The organism is Shewanella sp. Arc9-LZ (assembly GCF_010092445.1).
In the GTDB taxonomy this organism is placed as follows: domain Bacteria; phylum Pseudomonadota; class Gammaproteobacteria; order Enterobacterales; family Shewanellaceae; genus Shewanella.
In genome coordinates this window covers 1,252,821-1,269,234 of sequence record NZ_CP048031.1, presented here as the reverse complement: position 1 = coordinate 1,269,234, position 16,414 = coordinate 1,252,821, and the positions used below count along the sequence as shown (strand labels likewise).

Here is a 16,414-nt window from a genome sequence, read left to right as displayed (position 1 = left end):
CAATAACATAAGGTCATAGTGTAATGAGTCACCCCTCTGTAGAGCACAAGTACAGCCCAGTTCACTCTTTTTCTGTACAAATTTATTATGAGGACACCGACTTTTCTGGTGTGGTATATCATCCTAACTTCTTAAAATATTTCGAGCGTGCGCGTGAACATGTCATCGGCGCAGATGTACTCAGCCAACTTTGGCAGCAACAACAATTGGGTTTTGCCGTTTATCGCAGCGATATGTTATGTCACGATGGGGTTGAGTTTGCAGATATTATTGATGTGCGCACACAATTTTATTTTGAAAGTAAATATCGTACCGTATGGAAACAACAAATATGGCGGCCTAATGCTAAAAAACCTGCAGTAACCGCTACAATTGAAATGGTCTGCATGAACCAGAAGCGTCAACTTGCACCTATGCCTGTAGAATTAATCGCTCATTTATCAGCAGGATTTAAGTAATTAACCACCAGACACAACGACATTTAACGTTGAAGAGAGTTAACTTTTAGGATCACTAAAGTGTGGATTATTAATTTTTTGATAATTAAGTTGCGGATAAAGATGTTCAAACTCACTGGCAGTCAATGGTTTAGCAAAGTAATCACCTTGAATAGTGTCTACTCCAAAAAGATGTAATGCATCTAAAACAGACTTAGATTCAACCCCTTCAACCGTCACTTCAAAACCTAAATTTTTAGCCAGCTCGATACTGGTCTTAACAATTTGTTTCGCCGCTTGAGATGTTTCAAATTCATCTAAAAAGGCTTTATCAATTTTCACTTCATCAACGGGTAAATGACGCAAATAAGCTAAAGAAGAATGACCAGTACCAAAATCGTCAATCGCAAGTTTGACTCCAATATCACGTAATTGATTTAAGGTAACAATCGTTTGCTCGAGCGATTTCATTAACACACTTTCAGTAATTTCAATGGTAATGGTTTCGGCAGGAACCAGATACTGGGATAGTTTGGTGGCGACATCGGCAGCAAGGTTTGGATTATCTAAATCAGTAGATGACAAATTAATGGCTACATTAACGTAAACCCCCATATTTCGCCATTTGGCTTGTTGAGCCAATACGTTATCTAACACCCAACTACTCAGAATATCGATCATTCCGGTCTGTTCCGCTAATGGAATAAATTCATTTGGAGAAATTAATCCTAAGCCTTCATGTTGCCAACGAATTAACGCTTCAACCTGCTTACATCGGCCGCTTTTTATGTCTAGCTTTGGTTGAAATACCATAAATAATTGACCTTGCTTTAACCCTTTAGGCAAGCCATTAATAATCAACAATTCTCGGTATTGTGCTTTATCATCATCTTGATCGTAAAAAGCAATCGGCTGTTTTAATGCTTTGGCTTTCTTCAGTGCTAAATCTAAACGGCGCAGCATCAAACTGACATCGGCATGATGCTCATTGAGCGACAATACTCCGAGCTGCATTTTGATACTGATTGGCTGTTGTTCTATTTCAAATGGACTTTGTAAATCATTTTTTATCGTTTGCAACTGCTCGACAGTCAACGGTTGCTGGAAAAACAACAAAAATTCATTACCGTTCATACGTGCGATGAACTGTGCTTTACAGTTCAGGTTATCTATCCGCTTGGCAAAAGCTTTCAGCAATTTGTCACCAAATAAAAAACCAAATAAATCATTCACAAAACGAAATTGTCGAATATCCACCAGCACTAACATACCTTCTGAAATAGGCATTTTTGACAACATTTTACGTTTAAAGCCGACACGATTAGCTAATCCGGTTAACTTATCTCGTTCGGTGCTAAATAAGCTTGATTGATGTAAATGATGAAGGACATTAATGAGCGGTTTTAACGATTTGGCAGGAGAATCTATGTTAAATGAATCTTGATTGAGTAATTGTAATTCTAACGAGTGAGTTAATTGTTTAATAAAACGATGCTGACGCCAATGGAGAAATGCAATGGTGCACAGCATAATCACAATCATAAATAACACTGTTATTAGCAAATAATTCATTAAGTATTCATCATGTTACAGTTTTAGTCATCGGTTATTTAAACATCAAAAAAATCTCACTTAGATATTAATCATTTAATGTTAACTCATTGATTAATATCCGTGAAACTCACTTAACATAGCATTATTCGTAACTTTGCTTAATTGAATGGTACATATCAATAAACTCATCACTAGCAAGATCTTCTGGTGTTACAGGTAAACCTCGTAGGACAAAGACACCTAACCTTTCTTCTAACTCTTCACCGGCTCTAAGTTCACCAGTATAAAATGCCGCAGAACGAATAAAGTCGAGATAAGTCACTTTTTCAGGCATATAATGAAGATCAGCCCAACGCTCAACCACTTCCATAACTTCTGGGGCAAAGTCCCAGGTTTTTAATACCGCACGACCAATCGGCCCCTGCATTTTACGTACGAGACTTCGTAAGTCATCAATTCGGCTAAACAATTCTGGGTGAACTTCTGCTTCGGTTAATACTGGTAATGCACCAATATTATGTACCAATCCCGCAAGGGTAAGCGTATCACGGTCTAGTTTTTTAGTGGGATGACGTTTGTTATACATTTCAAGCATCGCACAAGATGAAGCTGTCACTTCAATAGAGGTCTTCCATACCTCATCCATCACCTCCCACACCATTTCGTTGGTTGAGATAAAGAGCTGTTCCATGGCAACTGACGTGGTAATGGATTTAATTTGCACTAAACCAATACGATTAACGGCGGCATTGATGCTTTCTGCTTTATTACCACGAGAATATAAAGCGCTGTTTGCCACTTTAATAATACGGGCTGAAATAGCCGCATCTTGTCCAATAATATCTGCTACTTGTTTAAGGCTCGAATCTTGACGAGATACCACTTCTTGAACACGCATGGCCACTTCAGGTAATGTTGGTAAAACTAAAGCATCATCTTTGAGCTTTTTTAATAGTCCAACCAAGAGTTGATGTTCCGTAGACATGGGTTCTCCATAAATAAATAGTCTCTAATGTTGGATTATATACCCAAAACGATAACGTTTGCGATTACTCAACTGACGACAACTCAATTATTTATATCTTTCTGTGCTGATTTAACAGTTATAAATTCCTTCGATACAATAAAAATACAACCAACCTCACAAATACCAAGGCTATATTTGTCCTCGCTAATATCCTTAAGTAAGCTTCGACCCTTTCATCACACAATGTTCAATTAGGTCAAAAAACATGTTTAAACCTGAATTATTATCTCCTGCTGGTACGCTTAAAAATATGCGTTACGCCTTTGCTTATGGTGCTGATGCTGTTTACGCAGGCCAACCTCGTTATAGCTTACGAGTTAGAAATAATGATTTCAAAATGGAGACACTTGCCAGCGGTATTGAAGAGGCTCACGCCCTCGGTAAAAAATTGTATGTGGTGAGTAATATTGCCCCACATAATGCCAAGCTAAAAACCTATATTAAAGACATGCAACCGGTGATCGCGATGAAACCTGATGCGGTGATCATGTCTGACCCTGGGCTTATCATGATGGTCCGCGAAGCGTTTCCTGAACAAGTGGTTCACTTATCGGTTCAAGCAAATGCGATTAACTGGGCATCGGTTAAATTCTGGCAACAACAAGGCATCAAGCGAGTAATTTTATCGCGTGAATTATCATTGGATGAAATTGAAGAAATTCGCCAACGTTGTCCAGATATTGAATTAGAAGTGTTTGTGCATGGCGCACTTTGCATGGCGTACTCTGGCCGTTGCTTGCTCTCTGGTTACATGAATAAACGCGATCCTAATCAAGGAACCTGTACCAACTCATGCCGTTGGAAATACGATGTGCACCCAGCACAGCAAACAGAGACTGGCGATATCATCCCTGTGGCTCCAACCGTACAGTTTGAGAGCCCTACATTAGGTTCGGGCCAACCTAGTAGCGACATAGTGCTACTGCAAGAAGCTGGTCGTCCTGGCGAGTATATGCCTGCGTTTGAAGATGAACATGGCACCTACATTATGAACTCAAAAGATTTACGGGCTATTCAACATGTGGATCGTTTAACCAGAATGGGGATTGATTCATTAAAAATTGAAGGTCGTACCAAATCTTTTTACTATGTCGCGCGCACCGCACAATTATATCGCCAAGCAATTGAAGATGCCGCTACAGGCAAAGACTTTGATCGCACATTAATGAACAACCTTGAAGGTTTGGCGCATCGTGGCTATACCGAAGGGTTTTTACGTCGTCACGTTCATGACGAATATCAAAACTATCAATATGGCCATTCTGTGAGTGATAGCCAGCAATTTGTTGGTGAATTCACCGGTAAACGAAATGCTGAGGGTTTGGCTGAAATTGATGTAAAAAATAAATTTTCAGTCGGTGACAGTGTTGAAATAATGACAACTGAAGGTAATTTTGTTATCACTATTGAATGGTTAATAAATCGCAAAGGCGAATCGATTGACTCTGCTTTAGGCTCAGGCCATTTTGTGTTTCTAGCGCTTCCAGCAGCTATTAATATCGACAAAGCCATGTTAATGCGTAATTTACCTGAGGGAATGGATACCCGAAACCCTCATCAACCAGCTTAAATTAAGGTTTTTATGGCACTAATCATCGACGATAGCTGTATCAATTGTGATATGTGCGAACCCGAATGTCCTAATGAGGCCATTACTATGGGTGAAGAGGTGTATGAAATCGATCCCGCGTTGTGCACCGAATGTGTCGGTCATTACGACAAGCCAACTTGCGTGTCTGTTTGTCCTATAGATTGTATCGATCCCGACCCAAAAAATGTCGAGTCACATGATGCGCTATTACTAAAATACGCTGCTCTCACGGGCAATGTGTAACCTCAGGATTGAGCAACTAAGAGCTAATATATAGTGCCTAGGTACCTAGTATCTAGTATCTAGTATCTAGTATCTAGTATCTAGTATCTAGTATCTAGTATCTAGCATCTAGTATCTGCAAAAACGGCGCTTAATGCGCCGATTTTTATAGTCAAATAACACCATCACTATTCACTGGCTGTTAATGTTTGTAATACTTTTGCCAGTTGCTCAATGCCGATCCGAGCGGGTTTGGGTAAGTTATCTAACTCTATAGACAACAATAAATTTTTAACCTCTAACCCCAACTCTGTATCCCCTTCTATACGTAATTTACGCTGAAAAAATAGCGTGTCGGGATCTTCTTTGCCTGCTGCAACCAAAATTAACTCAGGCACATTGGCACTTAATGTCACATCAGGCTGAGTAAAAGCACGCACTCGTAGTTGTTGTTCGACACCCACCTCAAAACGCAAACCAATATCATCAACACAAATGCCTACCCACTTTTGTTTGAGAAAATGGAGTTCATCTGCCTTCAATTGTTCCGCTAACACTAAATTAAGCAGCTTATTAATGACGATTATTTTTAACGCTTCAGGCATCAAGTTCAGCGAGCGACGGCTTACTTGAGGCGCGAAATGTAACAAGTGCGCCGATAATTGTTGTGTAAATGCTTGAGCCATCGAGAGTACCTACTTGTAAATTGAACCAATAATCAAGTCAGTTTACTGGCAATTTATCTAACGAAACCTGTTTTAAATCAAATCATGTTAACTCAATCACATTTACACTCCTGTTCTTTGAAAAAAATGAGAACACCAACATGGAACTCTTATGCCCTGCAGGTAATTTAGCGTCGCTCAAAGCCGCTCTGAACGCTGGCGCTGATGCGGTTTACCTCGGACTAAAAGATGACACTAATGCGCGCTCGTTTGCAGGTCTAAACTTTTCTGCAGTACAACTGGCACAAGCGACAAAACTGGCCCAAAGCCAAGGGCGAAAGGTATTTTTAACCCTAAACACTTTTCCGAAACCCGGCGAAGAACAGCGCTGGTATCAGGCCGTTGATTTAGCCGCACAATTAGAAATGGATGCCCTCATCGTAGCTGACTTATCATTACTCGATTATGCCCACCAGCATTATCCGCACCTTCCGCTACATTTATCGGTACAAGCCAGCGCCACAAACTTAGGGGCTCTGTCATTTTATCAACAAGCTTTTAATATCGAACGAGCAGTATTGCCACGAGTGTTGTCGATTAAACAGGTTAGAGATTTAGCTAAAGTGAGCCCTGTTGAGCTTGAAGTATTTGCTTTTGGTAGTTTATGTATCATGGCTGAAGGACGCTGCCATTTATCATCATATGTAACAGGACAATCACCTAATACCGGCGGCTCATGTTCCCCGGCTAATCATGTGCGCTGGCAAGATTCTGGCAGCGATAAATTGACCCGACTCAATAATGTATTAATCGATAAAGCTGATGCGAACCAACAACTGGGTTATCCAGTGGTCTGTAAAGGCCGTTATGTTGCTGAGTACGATCATGATGCAAAGTATTTACTGGAGTCACCTACCAGTTTAAACACCTTAAGCTTGTTACCCGAGCTCGCCCAAGCGGGAATTAAATCACTTAAAATAGAAGGACGTCAGCGAAGCCCTGCTTACGTCAGCCAAGTCACCCACGTTTGGCGTAGCGCTATCGACACTTATTTAGCCAACCCCGAGTCTTTTTGCGAGCAACCACAATGGTCGCAAGCGTTAGCAAAAGTATCCGAAGGACAAATCACTACATTGGGCGCTTATGAGCGTCAATGGCAATAAGGTTTTACAATGAAAATATCTCTCGCTCCAATTAGTTACTGCTGGTCAAAATCTGACGTTGAGCACTTTTATCAGCAAGTAGCATTGAGTAACATCGATACCGTTTATTTAGGTGAAACCGTATGTAGCCGCCGCCGTGAACTGAAGTTTAACGACTACCTAGATCTCGCCAATATGCTTAAGTCTCATGGCAAACATGTGGTGTTATCAACCATGGCTTTGATAGAAGCGCAATCTGAGCTTAATGAACTGAAACGAGCTATTAATAATGGTGATTTTAGTATCGAAGCGAATGATATGGCTGCAGTACATTATGCGCACCAAGCGAAAGTCCCCTTTGTGTGTGGGCCAACAATCAATAATTACAATCGGACCAGTCTTGATTTATTGCACCAAAAAGGGATGTACCGTTTTGTCATGCCTTGTGAATTATCACAGCAGTGGTTAAACACCGTCATTAATCAAGGCGATAAACCCGCTTTTGAAATAGAGGTGCTCGGTCACGGCTATTTACCCTTGGCACATTCTGCACGCTGTTTTACCGCCAAACATTACCAATTGCCAAAAGATAAGTGTCAAACTATTTGCCAACGCCATAGCAAAGGCTTACTGGCTCAAACTCAAGAGTCACAACCGTTACTCCGCTTAAATGGCATTCAAACTCAATCTGCGGCGCAGGTAAACCTGATTAACCAAATTCCACAAATGATAGACATGGGGATTGATTATTGGCGTATATCCCCCAATAAATTAGCCGATATAACGATGGGTTCAGAACTTGCTGATGTATTAACACAAATAACAGAAGAGCCGCTTAATAGTAAATCGCTAATTAATAAACAGTTTAACGACAATAAACAGGCATCGATTATCAATCATCATTGCAATGGCTATTGGTTAGGGTTACCGGGCATGGACTATTCCCTTGAGCCCAATACTCCAGCGCGTTAACCTTATAAACGCTACTTGATAGCCATTAATAAAAGTGGTCATGAACCGTCATCATATCCATGTTTATTAATGGCATACAAACCATAAAAAAGTGCTAGATCCAAAGATAACACACACCCGCAACAAAGTTTCAACAGGCTGATTAAATTAGATTTTAACCATATACCCCGACACTTTCTTAAAGTAAATATCTACTCACATTTAACTAATATCTATTCGATTAAGTTATCATTTTACATAAAGCAAATAAGGGGGTAACCTTGCCTACCCAAAAAAACAACTGAATGGACATTCAATTTTGGTCCATAATAAACAGTTGGGTAGCACAGCTGGCCAACTTAGAACACATAAGTAAGGTGTATTTAACGTGACACATAAAAAACATAACATTAAAACAATTCTCACCTTTATTATTCCGTCACTGATTGGCTTGTTACTGTTTATGACGCCTATCAATGTCGAAGGTTCGATTACCATTCCGATTGCAATCATCTCAAAAGCGTTGCAAAGCCAAATGGGCAGTTCGATTCAGCTTATTGTTACCTGCATTGTAGTATTAATGGCATTGGCCTCGTTACTCACACAGCTCATTAATCCTAAATTCGTGCGTAAAAGTACTTTTTTACGCACTTTACTGAAAGTGAATTTATTTTGGTTAGCGGTGCGCATTCTAGGCGCAATTTTTATCGTCATGGTTTATTTGCAAGTGGGTCCCGAAGCGATTATTTCATCGGCCACGGGTGGCTTAGTTCTGAATGATTTAGTACCTGTACTATTTTCAGTATTTATTTTTGCTGGCATGTTATTACCGCTATTGCTCAATTTTGGTTTATTGGAGTTTTTTGGCACATTATTAACCAAAGTAATGCGCCCAATATTCAATTTACCTGGTCGCAGTGCTATTGACTGCATGGCATCTTGGTTAGGCGATGGCAGTGTGGGCATTTTAATGACCACTAAACAATACGAAACCCGTTTCTATACTGCACGCGAAGCTGCTGTTATTGGTACAACCTTTTCTGCCGTGTCGATAACCTTTAGCTTAGTGGTGATATCACAGGTCAAACTTGAGCACTTGTTTGTGCCGTTCTATCTGACAGTGTGCTTAGCTGGTTTTGTTGCTGCAATAATAGTCCCTAAATTACCGCCGCTATCATGGAAGAAAGATCTGTATATTGATAATACCCCTCGCCATGAAGATGACGAAACGATCCCAGCCAATCATGGTGTGTTTTCGTGGGGATTTGATCAAGCAATGCAACGCGCATCTTCTGCAGGCGGCATTAAGCATGTGCTAACTGAAGGGATTAAAAACGTTGTCGATATGATATTCGGGGTTATCCCTGTTGTTATGGCTATTGGTACCGTTGCATTAGTGTTGGCTGAGCATACGCCTATTTTTAATTACTTAGGTATGCCATTTATTCCGCTGTTAGAACTGCTGCATATTCCCGAAGCTACCGAAGCCTCGAAAACGATTGTGGTAGGGTTTGCCGATATGTTTATCCCATCCATTTTGGCCAGCTCTATAGAATCAGATTTGACCCGTTTTGTTATTGCTGCTTTATCGGTTACTCAGCTTATTTATATGAGCGAGGTAGGTGCTCTTTTAATTGGTAGTAAAATACCGGTTAACTTTTTTGAGCTATTCGTTATCTTTATTCTACGAACCTTAGTAACACTACCGATTATTGCATTAATGGGTCATTTACTCATTTAGTTAAAGTCAGTATATATAACCACTCAAAATAACCAGGGAGCGCAATGCGCTCCTTTTTTAAACTAAATATTCTCAGCGTAATCGAGATAAATCGAGTATGCTTAAACAATAAACACTGACTATGTGTCTTTGCGATATTGATTACTAAGGGCAAACTATGGACGACAGACGTAAATTTTCTCGTATTTTTTTTGCAGCCAGTGCTCATCTCGCGCAAACAGAACAAACTTGGCGCACTAAAATTTTAGATTTAAGTCTTAACGGTGCATTAGTAGAATTACCATCTGGGTATACAGGTCAACTCAATAGCATTTTAACCTTAGAGTTTGTGTTACCCGACTCTGATATTGAACTCAAAATGGAAGCGGCAATTGTCCATAAAACCCCAGAACACCTGGGCTTAAAGTGTACTCACATTGACGTTGACAGCATTACCCACCTGCGCCGAATTATTGAACTCAACATAGGCGATGCTGAGTTATTAGATCGTGAGCTTACGTCGTTAATCACTCCAGCGCCTTAAGCTTTCAGATATACCGAAAAATGCAAAAAAGGTAAGTCAATGACTTACCTTTTTTATGCTCAAGTTTTGCTTTTAGCAACCGAGGGTTAATTAATTAACTCAAGCAGCTCATGGATAGTTTTCACTGGAATAATTTTTGCCCCAAGCCCTTCCATGGTTTTGTGATAATTACGAAATGGGATAAAAATCTCTGTAAAACCATGTTGTGCAGCTTCTTTGACTCTCGGCACACCACTATCAATTGGGCGCACATCGCCATTCAAACTCAACTCGCCCATAATACAAGTGGTTCTTGGCACGACAAAGTCATTTAAACTGCTCAGTAATGCCGTAACAAGCGCTAGATCGATGCAGGTTTCTGACTCATCAATTTTTAAACCGCCCACTATATTAAAAAATGTATCATGAAAAATTTTGGTTTTAGTATGCTTACGTAAAATACCGGTTAACATTTTAATCCGATTCATGTTTAAGCCCACACACACTCGTTGTGGAAACTCAGATTCAGTCTCGGTGGTTAAACATTGTATTTCCAATAGTAAATTACGGTTACCTTTACGAATACAAGTGATGGTCGAGCCCGGCGATTCGGTGGTTGAACCCGATAAAAATATTTCACTTGGGTTATCAACACTGATCATACCGCGTTCACTCATGCGGAATATCCCCACGGTATCAACATCACCAAAACGGTTTTTATTGGCGCGCAAGGTACGAATTTGCCCGTCGTTGGTGTCGATATGTAGCAATGAATCTACGATATGAACCAAGGTTTGCGGGCCTGCTATTTCGTTATTTTTATTTACGTGAGCAATAATGAACATGGTGACATTATTTTTTTTACAATATTGAGTAAATGCTTGAGCCGCCGTTTTAACTTGTGAAGGCGACCCCGGACTGCCATTGGCCGCATCAGTGACAACCGCTTGAATAGAGTCAATGACAGCAAACTTGATTTGCTTGGCTTCTAATTCTTCAATAATGGCTTCTACACTGGTTTCAGACAGCAGAAACAAGTTATCTTCGTTATAATTAAGCTTTAAACGATTAACACGGTTTTTGAACTGAGATAATGATTCTTCTGCAGTACAGTACAGTGAAGCCATAGATTGTGACATCCGAGCGACCAAATCAGACAGTAATGTTGTTTTACCAGCTCCTGGGTCACCGGAAATAATATTCACCGATCCCGTCGTTAAACCACCACTGAGCACTCTATCTAATTCACCGATTTCAGTCAGTCTTTTTTCGGCATCTTGTGATTCAACTTCACTGAGTTTTTTAGAGCCCCCCCCCACAGCACCAGCGTATCCCAATACCGATGAACGTGAAGTTGAACTCTTTGAGGCCGACAGTTTCATTTCCACCAAAGAATTCCACGCACCACAACGACACTGTCCCTGCCAACGCGGATAATCCAGGCCACAATCGTCACAAACAAATGCCATTTTTGGAGCTTTCGCCATGTTAGTTCCTAGGTTGCAAATCAATTAGTACTTTTATGACCCATGTCACTCAGTCTACGAATCAATAAAGCATCATTGTTAGAAATTTCTTTACTGCCTAAACCTCACATCGAACGAATCAAATATGACGGTTTAGGCAACTCATAAGTATAATAATAACAACGATCTTTAGTCAGAGTCTTGCCAATGATTAAAATATTGTCCACACTCATGTAAACAAACTGTAAAAATCAATAAACAAACGTTACATCAATACAGCATTACCATTAATACGCTATGTTAGTCTTCGTTTCAGAGTAATTAACAACGATATCATTTGTGCATACCTATCGAACAACATTGAAATGTATATTACTATAAAGATCAGCACTTTCTTGCCGATAAAATTATCAGCCAGGCTCACAATAAGCATTTAAAACGATAAAATAATGAGTTTAGATAACCACAGGGCATTAATCGAACAACTAAAACCACTGATCATGGAACCTGATTTTCAGGACGTATTTGAACAGTTAACTGTTGACGAATCTAATTCAACCCGTTTTCTATTGAAAATGGAGCTAAACCGTATCTCATCTTTATGTACACGAATTATAGATTTACGAGATAAAACGGAACTGCCATGCGAAGAAGTTGTCATCGCTAACCAAAGATATTTTCTAGACGAACCCGCTAAAGAAGCACTGCTACAAGCACTACCATTATACCGCAACAAATATACCTTAGGTGTATACGAGCACGTTATAAAAGCGCATAAACTGCGACGCCTGAAACTCAGAGAAAATGTTTCAATTGAGGTTGTCGACGAGGAAAATCCATTTTTAGTGCCTGGTGTTGTACTTGGCAGCTACTTTAATCGCTGTGAAGAACGAATGAATTATAGCATTCGAATTATGGTTTCTCAGCAAGGCATAACCGAAGTCAATGGCGCAACGCTAGATTTATCTGTCGGCGGCGCTCGCATTAAGTTGCCATTAAAACATCATTTAGACCAAGATAAACCTTTGCGAGTAAAACTACTTGAACTCAGCGATGAATTTTATCTAGATGATCTAAAGCATGGTGTTGAATATCAAATAGTGGATATTCAAAACAAAGATGATAGTGCTATTTTTAGATTGAAAAGATTGGGTGGTGGAGAAGCATTAGACACTTTGTTATCACAGCTTATCCGAGGTTATAAGTTCCGTTATAAAGTCGATGTCAACGACGTCATCGTTACTGCTACCGGATTAGGTTATGAACGTCATTACTTACCACTATTAACGCATCTTCCTTTATTTGTTTCGATTGTCGATGGTAAACCACTCGTAAACTACGAATTATTGGGTAGAGGCAACAAACCAATCCAACATTACTTTCAAGATGAAAATGAAATAAGTCAGTTACCGAGTTTTATTAATACCCGTCGCTTAACCCAAATGATTAAAAACACAGATAATAATGAACATTGTTATTTATTCAGTTTTACACACAATGCTAATGGTAAATTACATTTTTATTCTGCTACCTTAGCAGAGCTTAAAGCAACCAAAAATATACATCTCTTTTTAGGTTTTGCGTCGACAAAAACCAGCTGGCGCGTATTTAAAATTGTAATGCAGCCTATTGATCATAGCAAAAACTATAAAACATCCACCTTACCGGGGGATGATGCACGTTATGCGGCCCTCACTGAGCAACAATTAGCTCAATTTAGTCATACTTTACAACTTATTGATTTAACCAACGAGGAAGCTCGTAAAGACTATCAATGCTGGTTTGATCAATCTGATGTGAATGGCTTAAAGATTTTCTCTCAAGCAAAAATAAAACAACACAGCATCAAAAAAGTATCAATGCCATTTAGTGAGCGGCGCCATGAGGCTCGATTCGTCTTTAAAACCTTAGTCACAATTCAACAAGGTGATAAACAGGCCACTGGTATTACTCATGATATATCGAGTCGAGGTTTACAACTGACTCTAGATAAATCAGCTAATTTCAACGAACCGGGTCCGGTTACATTATCATTTCCACGCCTGCAAGCCGCTGCTGGAAAAACTAATTTATCGAATTTACCTTATCAGCTAATTCGCAGCCGGATGAATGGTGCAACTTTGCATTTGAGTGCCATCATTGGCCACTCCCCGCATGAAGGCGTTGAGTTTTTAAGTAAATTAATTGCTCACAATAAACAAAAACTCGAGCAATTATCAGATAATGAAGGCCAGAAAAAAGAACTGGCTGATGGTATGAAAAATCTCGTGATGCGCCAATTGCCAGGAGTGCCATATTTTATCGAAAAAACAGTAAAAGCGGCACAAATGGCTTACATAGGTATTGGTACCACGACTGATGAAATAAGCCATTTATTTGCTCAAGACAGCGATAAGGTACTGCAATACAATTTAAAGCCACTACTAGACAACAATGTATTAAAACAACATATTATAGACCCTATCAAGTTAATGAAACCCACTCATGATATGGCCTTTTTTGAAGTGTTTATGCAACTCACCCGCCACCCTAGAGGTACAGTACAGATCCAATGTAAACTTAAATCAGAACTGGGTAATAGAGAACAACAAATTCAATTTATTACCCAAAGTAAAAAAGTGGGTCGCTTCATGGCGTTAAGGGTGTATATAGGAGCAACTGAAAAGCCCGATATGAGTTATATTCGACGCGAGCTAGAATATATCCACATTCATGCTAATCACCGTGCAAAGCAATTAGAAGAACAATTATGGAGAGTTATCGGTTCGGGTGAGCTATTAGATATTACTACTGAAGTTGAAATCCGTTTTCCAAGCTTAATGATACTAGCCTAAGCAATCTTTCAGAAACCGCTACTCGTAATAAGCTATGGCATAAATCGATAAGAAGGATTTAGTTCAAATCTGCATTTTTTGCTAGTCAAAGATTAAATAACCAGAGAATAGGTTAATAACCACTTACTATTCCCATACAGCTAACTTGGCTCACATTGATAAATACCACTGTTTAATTTGTACAAAGTGATCTTGCTCGGCTTGTCGTTCAGTCAACATACCAGCATGATTATAATCCAGTAAATTGCCCTTTTCTTTGGCGAGTAAAGTGTACTTAACCTGGCTAAAACCACATTCATCAATCATATCGCGTACATCTGACGGATTGCCTAATACGTGATCATTTTTACCAGCGATAAACCATGCCGGTGGCCATACCGCTTTAGTTGCGGCTTCTGCATAGTGAAAATTATCATCATGATCAACCCAATCACCTCGCACCCAATCAATCGTTTGTAATAATGATGCACTGCTCTCATTATCCATACCAACACGGAGTCGACAGGCATCAAAGTAGCCTTGTCTGCCAATATAAAAAGGCGCAAAACGATTCCAGAAAAAATCGACCATAAGCCATTTTTTAAATGACTTCACTTTGATAGTACGTTTGGAACCAAAGGTTAATAACGATGCAACACTAGACTGTAAATGACTATAACGAGCCAAACTACTGGCCATTAACACCCCGCCCCATGAATGGGCACACCAATGTACTTTATTAACCAAAGGATGACGCTGTAGAATAAACTGCTGCACTAGTGGCAATTGTTCACGGATGACTTCTCCTTGTCCCAACGTAAAGTCACGGTGAATTTTAGGCTCGCTTAAGCCTCGTCCTGCGGTATCCATCACATAAACATCAAAACCAGCGTTAGCTAAAAAACAGCCTAAACCACGGCCAGAACTGCTATAAAACACTCTTCCATTAGACATAGCCCCATGCAACATCAAAATAGGAATACCTAGGGCTGTCGGCAATGAAGGACGAATATGCCGAAGGTGCAATTGACCATCTCTGTATGGTATAAAAAGTGAATCTTGGAGGAGTTCGATAGTCAAAATAGGCAGTTATGTTAGTGATTATAAATATAAAACTAACATTACTACCATGAAATACAACTAGAATAGAGTAATAATTCTATATTTAGCCTTGTTCATAAAGGTAAACATCAAAACGTTATAGTTGTAGGCAAAACACTAATGCTCGTAAATCGACATTTTGTATCGATGCATCAGCAGCAGCAATTAATTTAGGTTTAGCATGAAATGCCACACCTAAATCTGCAGCTTGGATCATCGGAATATCATTAGCGCCGTCACCAATTGCCACTCGCTGACCTGATGGAATGCCCCACTGTTCAGCACATTGACTAATCACATTAGCTTTGTATTGAGCATCTACTACTTCACCTGTCACTTCGCCACTTAGCTTACCATCAACAATAACCAGCTCATTGGCAAACGCCGCATCAAGATTAAGTAATGTTTTTAAATGGCCCACAAATGGTGTGAATCCACCAGAAGCGACAACCAGTTTCCATTGATGCGTTTTTAACTCGGCTAACATCACTTCAAGACCAGGCATTAAAGGCAAGGTATCGCACAACTGCTGAATAATAGAGGCATCAGCACCAGCAAGTTTACTGACTCGTTGTCTTAAAGACTGTTCAAAATCCAATTCACCACGCATAGCACTTGCCGTAACTGCTGCGACCTCCTCACCCACGCCAGCCATAGCGGCGAGTTCGTCGATACATTCAATTTGAATGGCAGTAGAATCCATATCCATCACTAATAAACCGGGTTGGTTTAACCGTGCTAATGGCTGTTGAATGAGTACAATTTCTGCGGGTATATTTTGAGGAAATGACGCGACCCACCCATCATTAGCAGTTTGAGCCGACAGTTCAAAACCAAATAAATCGTTTTGCCTGTCAAGCCTTGCGATATGAGTATCACTTGATATTGAAGATAACCAGGCTTCTATCTCTGTTGAGCATTGCGCACTAAAAATAACTCGACAACGATACGGTAAGTGAGATTGTAAGTTACGTAAATAATCTGACTCTTGATAACGATATAACACACAGCCTAAATGTTGATATGTCTCACAAGTATCTGAAAATAAAAAATTTAGTAAAACATTATCACGTTGTTCAAGCATCAATACGGCCTCTTAGTATGTTACGACTATCTACTGACAAATTTTTCGATTAGTATAGCTTTTTGATAATTCTCTGTAATTGGGTTAGCACAGAATGGTTGCTCGGTAAAAGAACTCC

The 16,414-nt window shown here is 39.7% G+C and carries 14 protein-coding genes; 8 read left to right on the top strand and 6 right to left on the bottom strand.

Features of this window, described 5'->3' with window-relative positions:
- The first annotated feature begins 23 nt into the window (after window positions 1–23).
- Window positions 24–458: a thioesterase family protein gene (locus tag GUY17_RS05485; protein WP_101085689.1), complete on the top strand. Its 435-nt coding sequence runs from the start codon at window positions 24–26 to the stop codon at window positions 456–458.
- A 39-nt stretch (window positions 459–497) separates the two neighbouring features.
- Here GUY17_RS05485 and GUY17_RS05480 read toward each other — a convergent pair whose 3' ends face one another.
- Window positions 498–2,009, bottom strand: coding sequence for a bifunctional diguanylate cyclase/phosphodiesterase (locus tag GUY17_RS05480; RefSeq protein WP_162022539.1), 1,512 nt, complete (start codon window positions 2,007–2,009; stop codon window positions 498–500).
- A 124-nt stretch (window positions 2,010–2,133) separates the two neighbouring features.
- Entirely contained in the window at window positions 2,134–2,976 is an 843-nt protein-coding gene (locus GUY17_RS05475; protein WP_101085693.1) for an HDOD domain-containing protein, read from the bottom strand.
- A 247-nt stretch (window positions 2,977–3,223) separates the two neighbouring features.
- Here GUY17_RS05475 and yegQ point away from each other — a divergent pair, with 247 nt between their 5' ends.
- Window positions 3,224–4,588: a tRNA 5-hydroxyuridine modification protein YegQ gene (yegQ, locus tag GUY17_RS05470; RefSeq protein ID WP_101085695.1), complete on the top strand. Its 1,365-nt coding sequence runs from the start codon at window positions 3,224–3,226 to the stop codon at window positions 4,586–4,588.
- A gap of 12 nt (window positions 4,589–4,600) precedes the next feature.
- Window positions 4,601–4,852, top strand: a complete 252-nt coding sequence (locus tag GUY17_RS05465; RefSeq protein ID WP_162022538.1) for a YfhL family 4Fe-4S dicluster ferredoxin — start codon at window positions 4,601–4,603, stop codon at window positions 4,850–4,852.
- Window positions 4,853–5,019: 167 nt separating this feature from the next.
- Here GUY17_RS05465 and GUY17_RS05460 read toward each other — a convergent pair whose 3' ends face one another.
- Window positions 5,020–5,517: an SCP2 domain-containing protein gene (locus tag GUY17_RS05460; protein ID WP_101085699.1), complete on the bottom strand. Its 498-nt coding sequence runs from the start codon at window positions 5,515–5,517 to the stop codon at window positions 5,020–5,022.
- A gap of 140 nt (window positions 5,518–5,657) precedes the next feature.
- On the opposite strand from GUY17_RS05460, the gene GUY17_RS05455 reads away from it, so the two are divergent.
- The 4 genes from GUY17_RS05455 (at window position 5,658) to GUY17_RS05440 (ending at window position 9,853) form a co-directional block, all read left to right on the top strand.
- The gene (locus GUY17_RS05455) at window positions 5,658–6,659 is read left to right on the top strand and encodes a peptidase U32 family protein (RefSeq protein ID WP_101085701.1); all 1,002 of its coding nucleotides are present in this window, start codon (window positions 5,658–5,660) and stop codon (window positions 6,657–6,659) included.
- A 9-nt stretch (window positions 6,660–6,668) separates the two neighbouring features.
- Window positions 6,669–7,610, top strand: coding sequence for a U32 family peptidase (locus tag GUY17_RS05450; RefSeq protein ID WP_162022537.1), 942 nt, complete (start codon window positions 6,669–6,671; stop codon window positions 7,608–7,610).
- Between the two features lie 367 nt (window positions 7,611–7,977).
- Entirely contained in the window at window positions 7,978–9,330 is a 1,353-nt protein-coding gene (locus GUY17_RS05445; RefSeq protein WP_101085705.1) for a YjiH family protein, read from the top strand.
- 157 nt (window positions 9,331–9,487) lie between these two features.
- Window positions 9,488–9,853, top strand: coding sequence for a PilZ domain-containing protein (locus GUY17_RS05440; RefSeq protein WP_101085707.1), 366 nt, complete (start codon window positions 9,488–9,490; stop codon window positions 9,851–9,853).
- Window positions 9,854–9,939: 86 nt separating this feature from the next.
- Here GUY17_RS05440 and radA read toward each other — a convergent pair whose 3' ends face one another.
- Window positions 9,940–11,319 carry a DNA repair protein RadA gene (gene radA, locus GUY17_RS05435; RefSeq protein WP_101085709.1) on the bottom strand — a complete coding sequence of 460 codons (1,380 nt, stop codon included), beginning with the start codon at window positions 11,317–11,319 and terminating at the stop codon, window positions 9,940–9,942.
- Between the two features lie 428 nt (window positions 11,320–11,747).
- On the opposite strand from radA, the gene GUY17_RS05430 reads away from it, so the two are divergent.
- Window positions 11,748–14,132 (top strand): PilZ domain-containing protein, encoded by a 2,385-nt coding sequence (locus GUY17_RS05430; protein WP_162022536.1) that lies wholly within the window; start codon window positions 11,748–11,750, stop codon window positions 14,130–14,132.
- Between the two features lie 150 nt (window positions 14,133–14,282).
- Here GUY17_RS05430 and GUY17_RS05425 read toward each other — a convergent pair whose 3' ends face one another.
- Both GUY17_RS05425 and serB read right to left on the bottom strand, forming a co-directional pair.
- Window positions 14,283–15,191, bottom strand: coding sequence for an alpha/beta hydrolase (locus GUY17_RS05425; protein WP_162022535.1), 909 nt, complete (start codon window positions 15,189–15,191; stop codon window positions 14,283–14,285).
- A 118-nt stretch (window positions 15,192–15,309) separates the two neighbouring features.
- Window positions 15,310–16,296 (bottom strand): phosphoserine phosphatase SerB, encoded by a 987-nt coding sequence (gene serB, locus GUY17_RS05420; protein WP_162022534.1) that lies wholly within the window; start codon window positions 16,294–16,296, stop codon window positions 15,310–15,312.
- Window positions 16,297–16,414 lie beyond the last annotated feature (118 nt).